Below are 10,658 nucleotides of genomic sequence, written 5' to 3'. Positions count from 1 at the left end.
GCTGCGGCTATCCGCGCAACGCCGCCACCCGCTGCGCCAGTTTCTTCGCCGAGACGCCGGATTTGGCGCCTAGCTCCTGCGCGAATACCGACACGCGTAGTTCTTCCAGATCCCAGCGCAGCGCCTGCCAGTCGGGGCGCTGCTGCAGCCCGCGTGCGGCCGCATCGTCCAGCGCATCCACGAACGGCTTGAGTTCGAGCATGCGTGCCTGGTCGCGCGCCGGATCGCGCTTGGCGCGTTCGGTGCGCAGGATCATCGCCTTGAGGTAGCGCGGATAATTGGCCAACGCGTCGGCCCGCGTGTCGCGCAGGAAGCCGGCATGCACCAGGCCGCGCAATTGCTGCTCCATGTCGTCCAGGTTGCCGCGTGCCCAGCCCATCAGCGGCGCTTCCAGCAGCGGCTTGAGTTCGGCCACCGCGCCCAGGATGCTTTCGGCCAGTTTCAGGCGCTCCATCGCTTCGCCGAACAGGCGCTTGCCGGCATCGTCGCGCCGATGTGCAAACGCGCCCGGGTCGCGGATTGCGCCAAGCCCCTCGTCCAGCACCGCATTGAGTGCGGCGTCGACCAGATCGCCACGCAGGCGCTCCTGCGACTCGATCGCCGCATACAGCAGGCCAGTCTTGGGCGACACCGGCAACTGCTTGCGCGCCTGCTTGATCTTGTCGGCCAGGGCGAGTTCCAGCAACCGCCGCACGCCGCGCGGATGCGCCTGCGCCGCGTCGTTGCGGTCGGCAAAGATGCGTAGCGCCGCATCCTCGCCCTGATCCACCAGCGCCGGATACGCCGGCACGCCGGCTTCCCCGGCCACCTGCTCGGGGATCGGCGCAGCCGGGAACTCGCGCAGGCCTTCGGCGGCCAGCGCACGCCCCGCGCGCGCGGCAAACGCCTGTCCGGCACGTTCTCCAAAGCGCGCACGCAGCCCGGCCAGATCGCGCGATTCGGCCAGCACCTTGCCGCCGTCGTCGCGCAGCCGCAGGTTCATCAGCAAATGGGTATCCAGCGCTGGTTCGTCGAAATCCAGCGCCGCCAGCTGCACGCCGGTGGCCTTGGACAAAAAGCGCGCCAGCTCGCCCCGGATGTCGTCGGCCGATGGCAGGCTGTAGGCCTCGTAGAACGCACGGCCAAAATCCGGCGCCGGCACGAAATTGCGTCGCTGCGCCTTGGGCAGGCTGCGGATCAGTGCCGAGGCCTTGTCGGCGACGAAGCCCGGCGCCAGCCACGACAGACGCGCCGGATCCAGCGCGTTGAGCAGATGCAGCGGCACCTCCAGCGTCACGCCATCGTCGATGGCGCCCGGCTCGAAGCGGTAATGCAACGGCAGCCGCGCATCGCCCAGCGCGAAATACTTCGGGAATCGATCGGCCTCGCTGCCTTCACCGGGCAGCAGATCGGTCAAGCTCCAGTGCAGGCTGCGGCGCTTGTCGGCCGGCAGCGTCTTCCACCAGGCGTCCAGCCCGCTGGCCGAATGCAGCTCGGCCGGAATGCGGTCCAGATACCAGCGCGCCTGCCAGTCCTCGTCGGCCACGATGCCGGCGCGCCGCAGTTTGGCTTCTTCCTCGCGCGCTTGCTCAAGTACCCGCAGGTTGTCGGCCACGAATGCCGCACGCGTGTTGATCTCGCCGGTCACCAGGCCCTGGCGCACGAACAGGTCATGCGAGGCCGCCGGGTCGATCTTGCCGAAGTGCACCGGCTTCTTCGGCGCCAGTACCAGCCCGAACAGGCTGATCTGCTCGGACGCCACCACCTGCCCCTGCGCACGCGACCAATGCGCATCGAAATGCTTGCGCGCCAGCAGATGCCCCAGTTCGGCGATGGCCCAATCCGGTTCGATCGCCGCATTGGTCATGCCCCAGACCTTCTGCGTATCCAGCAGCGTGGCCGCCAGGATCCACGGCGGCGGTTTGCGTGCCAGCGCCGAGCCGGGGAACGGCACGAACCGGCGCTGGCGTGCCGCCAGGAAATCGCCTTTCTCGGTGCGGTGGCCGATCTGCGTCGGCAGCCCGGCCAGCAGCGCGCGGTGCAGCGCCTGATAGGCGGCCGCCCGTTCGCGCTCGCTGCTGCGTGCCGCCGCCTCGGCGGCCTCGGCCTGCCGATCCGGCGCCATCGCTGCAGGCTGCGCCGGTGTCGCCGACGGATCGGCCCTGCCTTCGCGTGCCAGCCGTGCCGCACGGTGCAGTTGCCCGCGCGTGGGCCGGTTGGCGTTGTGGCCGTCGGCGCGCGCAGGCGCGCTGGGGCCAGCCAACAGCGGCGCCAGCATTGCCGTGGCCGGCTCCTCGCTCCAGCCCAGTTCCTCGCATAACAGACGCAGCTGCCGATGCAGTTCGCGCCACTCGCGCATGCGCAAAAAGCCCAGGAAATGCCGGCCACACCAATCGCGCAACCTGGACTGGGTGAGGTCTTCGTGCGCCTGCCGGTACGCCTCCCACAGCCGCAGGATGCCGACGAATTCCGAGCGCGCATCGGCGAACAGCGCATGTGCGTTGTCGGCGGCCTCGCGTGCTTCGGGCGGGCGCTCACGCGGGTCCTGGATGCCCAGGAACGAGGCGATGATGATCATCTCGCGCAAGCAGCCATGCTGCTGCGCGGCCACCAGCATGCGTGCCAGCTTGACGTCCACCGGCAGGCGCGCCATCTGCCGGCCGATGGCGGTCAGGCGTCGATCGGCATCGATCGCGCCCAGCTCCAGCAATTGCTGCCAGCCGTCGGCCACCGCACGCTCGTCCGGCGCTTCCAGGAACGGGAAATCCTCGATCCGTCCCAACCCCAGCTGCAGCATGCGCAGGATCACGCCGGACAACGACGAGCGCCGGATCTCCGGGTCGGTGAACGCCGGGCGCGCGGCAAAATCCGCCTCCGCATACAGCCGGTAGCAGATGCCCTCGGCGATGCGCCCGCAACGGCCCATGCGCTGGTTGGCGCTGGCCTGCGAGATCGGTTCGATATGCAGACGGTCCAGCTTTTGCCGCGGGCTGTAGCGCTTGACCCGCGCAAACCCCGGGTCCACCACGTAGCGGATGCGCGGCACCGTCAGCGAGGTCTCCGCCACGTTGGTCGCCAGCACCAGGCGCCGGCGTGGGCCGGGGTTGAATACCCGGTCCTGGTCGGCGGCAGAGAGGCGCGCATACAGCGGCACCACTTCGGTATCGCGGTATTTGCGCCGCTCCAGCGCATGGTGGGCATCGCGGATCTCGCGCTCGCCGGGCAGGAACATCAGCACATCGCCACGCGGATCGATGCGGGTGATCTCGTCGATCGCCGCCACGATGGCCTCGTTGACGGTGCGCTCGCCGTCGCGCCCAGCAGCGTCGTCATCGCCGCCCGCCTCGCCTTCGAGCGGCCGGTAACGCACTTCCACCGGGAAGGTCCGGCCTTCCACGCTGATCACCGGCGCGTTGTCGAAATGCTGGGCAAAGCGCTCGGTATCGATGGTGGCCGAGGTGACGATCAGCTTCAGGTCGGGGCGTTTTTTCAGCAGCTGCTTGAGGTACCCCAGCAGGAAATCGATGTTGAGACTGCGTTCGTGCGCCTCGTCCACGATGATGGTGTCGTACGCCGACAACCAGCGGTCGCTGGCGATCTCGGCCAGCAGGATGCCGTCGGTCATGAACTTGATGCGCGACTGCTCGCCCACCCGGTCGGTGAAGCGCACCTGGAAGCCCACCGTGGTGCCGAGCGGGGTCTTCAGCTCGTCGGCCACGCGTGCGGCCACTGCGCGCGCGGCAATCCGGCGCGGCTGGGTACAGCCGATCATGCCGGCCGCACCGCGCCCCGCTGCCAGGCACAGCTTGGGCAACTGAGTGGTCTTGCCCGAGCCGGTCTCGCCGGCGATCACCACCACCTGATGGTCGCGGATCAACGCGATGATGCGCTCGGCCTCGCGCGCGATCGGCAACTGCTCATCCAGGGTGACGGCCGGCTGCTGCTCGGCACGCGCCTGGCGCTGCGCCTGCGACGCCGCCAGTGCTTGCTCGAATGCCTCGCGCGCCTGCATATTCCCGGGCTTGCCCTGCCAACGCGACCACAGGCCAAGCAAGCGCCCACGATCGCGACTCATCGCGCCGTCGACCGCGCGGCGACGCTCGCGCAAGGTGGTGGCAAGATCGGTGTCGATAGCGCTCATTGATCGAGGAATGTGAAAGATTGAATGACGTTTGATCCTTTAGCCTGTCTATTGTGACGCCATATCTGTTCCACCAGACATCCAACCCTCGGTAAGGACCATCCCATGTCCAAGAAAAAGAACGCCAACAAGCCTGTCGTCGTCAACGATGCCCTGCCGGCCGCTGCCGTATCCGCGCCGCATATCGATATCGGGATCAAGGACGCCGATCGCAAGCAGATCTCCGACGGCCTGGCCCGCTACATGGCCGACGCCTTCACCCTGTACCTGAAGACCCACAACTTCCATTGGAATGTCACCGGGTCGATGTTCAATTCGCTGCACACCATGTTCGAAACCCAGTACACCGAGCAATGGGCAGCGCTGGACGAAGTGGCCGAGCGCATCCGCGCCCTGGGCTATAACGCGCCGGGCTCGTATCGCGAATTCGTCGCCCTGACCTCGATCCCGGAAGAGCCGGGCCTGAGCGACAGCGCCGACTGGCGCGAAATGGTGCGCCAGCTGGTCAGCGGCAACGAAGCGGTCTGCCGCACCGCGCGCAAGGTGCTGGGCACCGCCGACGATGCCGGCGACGACCCGACCGTGGACCTGCTGACCCAGCGCCTGCAGACCCACGAAAAGTACGCCTGGATGCTGCGCTCGCTGTTGCAGTAAACCCGCGGGCCTCGCCCCTTCGGGTTTAAGCCCCTCTCCCGCCGGGAGAGGGGTTGGGGTGAGGGTACGGCGAAAGCCAGGTCGTTTCAGAGGCAACGCCTACCTGAACTCTCCTGTGCCACGAGAACAACGCAACGCCGGACGCCTATTCCAGACAGTGTAGGGCGCACACCATCGCATCGCGGCGTTCCCCGACCCGCCAGTGCGCAACACTGCACGCATCACACCGGCCAGGGCTTGACCCGCGCGGTATCCTAGGCCGATGTCTTCCCCCGCCCACGAATTGCTCAGCCGCGTCTTCGGTTACGACGCCTTCCGCGGCCCGCAGCAGGCCATTGTCGAACACGTCGCCGCCGGCAACGACGCGCTGGTGCTGATGCCCACCGGCGGCGGCAAGTCGCTGTGCTACCAGGTCCCGGCACTGTTGCGCGACGGCGTCGGCATCGTGGTCTCGCCGCTGATCGCGTTGATGCAGGACCAGGTCGAGGCGCTGCGCCAGCTCGGCGTGCGCGCCGAATTCCTCAATTCCACCCTGGATGCGGAAAACGCCCAGCGGGTGGAGCGCGCATTGCTGTCCGGCGACCTGGACCTGCTCTACGTGGCACCGGAACGGCTGCTGACCCAGCGCTTCCTGTCCTTGCTGGAGCGCAGCCGCATCGCCCTGTTCGCCATCGACGAGGCCCACTGCGTCTCGCAATGGGGTCACGACTTCCGCCCGGAATACCGCCAGCTCACCGTGCTGCACGAGCGCTGGCCGCACATCCCGCGCATGGCGCTCACCGCCACCGCCGACCCGCCCACCCAGCGCGAGATCGCCGAGCGCCTGGACCTGGTGGACGCGCGCCACTTCGTCAGCTCCTTCGACCGCCCCAACATCCGCTACACCGTGGTGCAGAAGGACAATGCGCGCAAGCAGCTGCAGGAGTTCCTGGGCCGCCATCGCGGCTGCGCCGGCATCGTCTACGCGATGTCGCGGCGCAAGGTGGAAGAAACCGCCCAGCAACTGTGCGCGCAAGGCTTCAATGCCCTGCCCTATCACGCCGGCCTGCCCGCCGAGGTGCGCGCGGAAAACCAGCGCCGCTTCCTGCGCGAAGACGGCATCATCATGGCGGCCACCATTGCCTTCGGCATGGGGATCGACAAGCCCGACGTACGCTTCGTGGCGCACGTGGACCTGCCCAAGTCGCTGGAGGGCTACTACCAGGAAACCGGCCGCGCCGGCCGCGACGGCGAGGCCGCCGAGGCCTGGCTGTGCTACGGCCTGGGCGATGTGGTGCTGCTCAAGCAGATGATCGAACAGGGCGAAGCGGCCGAGGAGCGCAAGCGACTGGAGCGCGCCAAGCTCGACCACCTGCTCGGCTATTGCGAATCCATGCAATGCCGCCGCCAGGTGCTGCTGGCCGGCTTCGGCGAGACCTATCCCAAACCCTGCGGCAACTGCGACAACTGCCTCACCCCGGCCGCCGCCTGGGACGCCACCGTGGCGGCGCAGAAGGCGCTCAGCTGCGTGTATCGCAGCGGCCAGCGTTTCGGCGTGGGCCACCTGATCGACATCCTGCGCGGCAGCGAGAACGAGCGCATCAAACAGCTGGGCCACGACCAGCTGAGCACCTACGGCATCGGCCGCGACCTGGACGAACGCACCTGGCGCAGCGTGTTCCGCCAGCTGGTGGCCGCCAGCCTGCTGGAGGTCGACAGCGAAGGCCACGGCGGCCTGCGCCTGACCGATGCCAGCCGCCAGGTGCTCAAGGGCGAGCGCCAGGTGATGATGCGACGGGAGAACCCTTCGGCCGGCCGCGAGCGCGACCGCAGCACACAGCGGACCGGCCTGCCGGTGCAGCCGCAGGATCTGGTGCTGTTCAACGCCCTGCGCGGGCTGCGCGCGGAACTGGCCAAGGAACAGAACGTGCCGGCTTTCGTCATCTTCCACGACAGCACCCTGCGCAACATCGCCGAGCAGCGCCCCACCAGTATCGATGCGCTCTCGCGCGTGGGCGGCATCGGTGGTGGCAAGCTGGCCCGTTATGGCGCGCAGTTGATCGACATCGTGCGCGAGCAAGGCTGATGCAACCGTATGTGCCAGCGGGAGCCACAGGCCGGCACACCAGCGGCCTGAATCGACAGCGGGCATTCAATCAACCGTTGCTAGTTTCACAGGGCGAGCTGGCACGCGCCGCCAGTCCCTTGAGTCGAGTCGAACCGATGAAACGCAGTCTGCTTCTCCTGGCCACTCTATTGGCCGCCGGTGGCGCACTCGCCCAGAACGGCGACGCCAGCGCCGAGCCGGCATCCGCCCGTGCCCTGGACCTCAGCGTCCCGCAGGCACCGGTGCAGTACCGTTCGGACCCGGAATACAGCACCGATCCGCCGGGCACGTTCTATGGCGACAAGAGCGGCCCCAGGCCTGCACTGGCACGCCCGAGCGCGGCCTCGATCGCGGCCGAACGCGCCGAACAATGCCAGGGCAAACTGCACGGCGCAGTCGAGACCGGCATTGGCTATTCCAGTCGCGGTGGCAACAGCAACTGGCAGGCCGCCAACCTCAACTCCTGCAAGACCTATTACGACGACGACGGCAAGGCGCACCAGATCGGCGTCAGCATCAGCGTCGGCCGCGGCGAAGGACCTGTTTTCGGGCCGCGCTTCGCTCCTGGCGGCTATGGTCCCGGTCCGTTCGGCTGGTGACCATACGGCTGCGTCTGCGTTGACGGGGGATTCACTGCTGCATCGCTGAGAATGTGGCCTGCCTCACGAGACATGCTCATGTCACAGAACAAGGATCGGCCGGTTGTATTCGTTGTCGAAGACGGCGATGGCACCCGACAACTCAGCTGCCTTGTCCTGGAAAGTTACGGCTTTACCTGCCGCAGCGCCGGTTCGGTCGAAGAAGCGCTGGCGTTGATCGAAAGCGACCCACGCGTGGATGTATTGTTTTCCGACATCCATTTTCCAGGCGGCCTGACGGGTGTCGATCTGGCGCTGAAGACGGCGCACGCTCCGTACAACCTGCCGGTACTGTTGACCTCCGGATTGGCGGTCGAATACGTCGAAGAAATCCTGCCCGACGGCGTGGCGTTCCTGGAAAAGCCCTATACCCCCGAGCAATTGCTCACCGCCATCCGCAGCGTGATGGCCAAGCGCCGCATGCTCGCCACGCCCGGCGCGTGATACCAGGCCCGCGATTCAACGACTGCTGCAAGCACTGCATGACAGCCGCCACGCTCGTCGGCACGTTGTCCGTCATCGAGCGCAACTGTCCCGGCGGTTGAGAGCGGCTAACAGAGCGTGGCGAGCGGTCGTCAGGTGGGTGCGGACGGCGCGGAGGAACCGCAGCGTATGAGTGGTACATGCCGCACCGAGCACCGACCGCGCCCGCCTGGCGGTGAGCGCAGTCGTTTTGCTAGCTGCTCCAAGTGCTGATACCCATACGGCGTAGCCAAGCAGGCGCAAAGGTCGCGGCACAGTGAGCGACAACTAATCAGCAGCCGTCCAGGCAACGGTGAGCCGATGCAGTGCGGTGATCGCGGCATCCCCGCCTGCCGGGTCGAAACCACGACCGCAGGTGGCGCACAGCACGGGAAACGCTGAAGCCTAAGCGTCGAGAGGCACGATGCGGTCGATTTGAAGCGAGGCGTGCACGTGCATCAACGGTCAAACGCTTGGATATTCCTGCGTCTTTCTCGCCGAGCGCCGCCATGCATGGCCAGCGCACATCGCACGCCATCATCGCAGCAGCGTCCACCCCACCTGCAAACGTCATCCAGTCACCACACGTCAGGAAACTCCCGACTCCACGTCAGCGCAGCCCCGATTTACGTGATGCATGTCTCACTTAAACTGCCGCTACCGGACGCGAGGCCTGTTGGGCCGCTCGACTCGCGAGGCGCTGAGCACGCCCTTGCCGGTACATCGTCGGTCATGGGTACATCGCCAGCGTGGCCCTGTTCGTCATCTGTGGCGTGCTTCGGCGTGCGTGTCTTCGCGCTGGAGTGCAGTTGCCGTTGCATGACATACGCATCGCCCATCCAGACACTGCAAGGGCAGCACGACAAGGCGCTTGCGACATCATCAACATCATCGACGCAGGCTTGCTCATTGCGATCCTGCCGATCGACACGGTATCGAACCCATCATCATGCCAAGCACGCGCACGATGTGGCTGCTCGCCGATTCAACGCATTTCACGCGATCAAGCAGGCCGCTCGCTAGGCTAACGTCAGTGCAGTGATTCGCTGCAGACGATTTCAGGAGATCCTCATGGGCGACAATGCATTTCTCTCACCAGCTTTCGTCATCCTGGTCATCGGCATCATTGCCGTAGTGATCTGGCTGGTGACCCGCGCCAAGAAAAAGCGCAACAAGAAGTGAGCTGCACGCACCGCTCGGCAGATGCCGGTGTGTGAGGTACGACGGACGATCAGGCGGCACTGCTCCGGCACCAATCTGGCGTTCGATCGACCGATAGACAACAGAATACTGCGCGACTGGTGTGCCCATGATCGATTGCTCAAGCATCGCCTTGAAACCCTCATCGACTTTGGCCCACCACGCACGCTCTTTCCGCGGTTCTGAACCGCGGTCTTGGGCACGAGGCTGGAATCGTGGTCAGTGCGGACGGCATTGCAGCGAGCACACGACTGCGACACGCGCCGCCTGCAACATCCAAATGAATCGCTGCAACCTTTCCGCCTGCGCTGCCTGCTTGCAGGCGGCAGCGGCCTAGCGCAAGCCGGGCTCAGAAGCGTTCGCCTGCAGGCAGATAGCGCCACTGGCCAATGGCCAACTTGCCCAACGGCACGCGTCCCACGCGTAGCCGGCGGATGCTGACCACCTCAAGTCCCACCTCGCTGCACATGAAGCGGAGCTGCCCCGGCTGTACCTGCTTGATCGCAAAACGGAGCCGTTCTTCGTTCTGCCAGCTCACCTTGCACGGCGGCAGACTGCGCTGTTGATAGACCAGACCCTGTGCCAGGCGCGCCATACCGTATGGACGTAGCTCGCCCCGCACTTCCACCAGAAACTCCTGCTCGATCGAATGCGCGTCGGCCGTCAATCTGCGCAGCACCCGGCCATCCTGGCTCAGCACCAGCAGGCCGCTGGCCGCGTCCTCCAGCGGTAGCGGCGCGCTGAGACGCGCGAAGTGCCGCTTGAGCACGCGTACCTCCGACAGGTCCATCTCGCTGCGGGTTGCCGGACTTGCCAGTGCCATCGCTGCAGCCGACGTGATCCCCGCAGGCTTGTGCAGTAGCAGGGTGGCGGGCTCGGCAGGTTCGAGCACCGCATCCGGCGCCAGCGTCACCTGTGCGGCAGTGGCCAGGGCCTGGGGTTCCTCGACCACCACCCCGTCCACGCTGACCCAGCCACCCTCGATGTACTGCTGCGCCTCGCCCCGCGAGCAACCCACGTGCGCGGCAACGCATTTATCCAGACGGATGGGATCGGACATCGGGCAGGCTCGGCATCGGGGACGGCAGTGTACGTGCTGGGTCGCCGGCTGCGTGAGGCGTGGGCTGCCTGGCCAGTGGCGATACTGGCGCGTGCCGCCGCGTCGTGGCGCCGCATCGCACGCATGCTTCTGCCATGCGCTGCAAAGTGGGACACTCGGCGCTCACTCAGGAGATCGCAGATGTTCATCAAGTTCGGCACCACCCGGGTACGGCTCAACCATATCTCCGTCATCAGCGATCCGTTCAACGCCGGCGAAAGTTTCGGCTCGTACTGCCATTCGGTTCGGGTCGGCCTGCTCTCCGGCGAAGAGGTCTTTGCACGCTTCAACAGCGAAGCCGGTGCCCAGCAGCTGCATGCCGAAGTGCTGGCCGCACTGGAAAATTGATCTACGACGTCAACGCGTGGACCCGATGGCAGCGGCATCGGCTATTGCTCA

At 66.4% G+C, this 10,658-nt stretch carries 7 protein-coding genes and 1 other RNA gene; 5 read left to right on the top strand and 3 right to left on the bottom strand.

Annotated elements, in window-relative coordinates:
• Positions 1–7: 7 nt before the first annotated feature.
• Positions 8–4,120, bottom strand: coding sequence for an ATP-dependent RNA helicase HrpA (gene hrpA, locus ACCQ05_RS06050; RefSeq protein ID WP_228962919.1), 4,113 nt, complete (start codon positions 4,118–4,120; stop codon positions 8–10).
• 105 nt (positions 4,121–4,225) lie between these two features.
• Between hrpA and ACCQ05_RS06045 the strand changes: the two genes are divergently transcribed.
• The 4 genes from ACCQ05_RS06045 (at position 4,226) to ACCQ05_RS06030 (ending at position 7,942) form a co-directional block, all read left to right on the top strand.
• Positions 4,226–4,774 (top strand): Dps family protein, encoded by a 549-nt coding sequence (locus tag ACCQ05_RS06045; RefSeq protein WP_104539188.1) that lies wholly within the window; start codon positions 4,226–4,228, stop codon positions 4,772–4,774.
• A gap of 262 nt (positions 4,775–5,036) precedes the next feature.
• On the top strand, positions 5,037–6,839 hold the full coding sequence (gene recQ, locus ACCQ05_RS06040) for a DNA helicase RecQ (RefSeq protein WP_228962918.1): 1,803 nt from the start codon (positions 5,037–5,039) through the stop codon (positions 6,837–6,839).
• A gap of 137 nt (positions 6,840–6,976) precedes the next feature.
• Complete coding sequence (locus ACCQ05_RS06035; RefSeq protein WP_228962917.1) at positions 6,977–7,459, top strand: hypothetical protein; 483 nt, start codon at positions 6,977–6,979, stop codon at positions 7,457–7,459.
• Positions 7,460–7,537: 78 nt separating this feature from the next.
• Entirely contained in the window at positions 7,538–7,942 is a 405-nt protein-coding gene (locus ACCQ05_RS06030; protein WP_372393229.1) for a response regulator, read from the top strand.
• Positions 7,943–8,047: 105 nt separating this feature from the next.
• Here the strand turns inward: ACCQ05_RS06030 and ACCQ05_RS06025 are convergent.
• Both ACCQ05_RS06025 and ACCQ05_RS06020 read right to left on the bottom strand, forming a co-directional pair.
• Positions 8,048–8,123: non-coding RNA, sX9 sRNA (locus ACCQ05_RS06025), on the bottom strand.
• A 1,386-nt stretch (positions 8,124–9,509) separates the two neighbouring features.
• Positions 9,510–10,220 (bottom strand): rRNA pseudouridine synthase, encoded by a 711-nt coding sequence (locus tag ACCQ05_RS06020; RefSeq protein ID WP_372393228.1) that lies wholly within the window; start codon positions 10,218–10,220, stop codon positions 9,510–9,512.
• 180 nt (positions 10,221–10,400) lie between these two features.
• On the opposite strand from ACCQ05_RS06020, the gene ACCQ05_RS06015 reads away from it, so the two are divergent.
• Entirely contained in the window at positions 10,401–10,607 is a 207-nt protein-coding gene (locus ACCQ05_RS06015) for a hypothetical protein (RefSeq protein ID WP_167394408.1), read from the top strand.
• Positions 10,608–10,658 lie beyond the last annotated feature (51 nt).

The organism is Xanthomonas sp. NCPPB 3582, from assembly GCF_041475735.2.
Lineage (GTDB): Bacteria > Pseudomonadota > Gammaproteobacteria > Xanthomonadales > Xanthomonadaceae > Xanthomonas > Xanthomonas codiaei.
This window is presented reverse-complemented; position numbering and strand designations above follow the sequence as displayed.

Excerpts from the sequence above, each read along its gene's own strand:
- hrpA (WP_228962919.1), bottom strand. The coding sequence starts at position 4,120 with ATGAGCGCTATCGACACCGATCTTGCCACCACCTTGCGCGAGCGTCGC.
- ACCQ05_RS06045 (WP_104539188.1), top strand. The coding sequence starts at position 4,226 with ATGTCCAAGAAAAAGAACGCCAACAAGCCTGTCGTCGTCAACGATGCC.
- recQ (WP_228962918.1), top strand. The coding sequence starts at position 5,037 with ATGTCTTCCCCCGCCCACGAATTGCTCAGCCGCGTCTTCGGTTACGAC.
- ACCQ05_RS06035 (WP_228962917.1), top strand. The coding sequence starts at position 6,977 with ATGAAACGCAGTCTGCTTCTCCTGGCCACTCTATTGGCCGCCGGTGGC.
- ACCQ05_RS06030 (WP_372393229.1), top strand. The coding sequence starts at position 7,538 with ATGTCACAGAACAAGGATCGGCCGGTTGTATTCGTTGTCGAAGACGGC.
- ACCQ05_RS06020 (WP_372393228.1), bottom strand. The coding sequence starts at position 10,220 with ATGTCCGATCCCATCCGTCTGGATAAATGCGTTGCCGCGCACGTGGGT.
- ACCQ05_RS06015 (WP_167394408.1), top strand. The coding sequence starts at position 10,401 with ATGTTCATCAAGTTCGGCACCACCCGGGTACGGCTCAACCATATCTCC.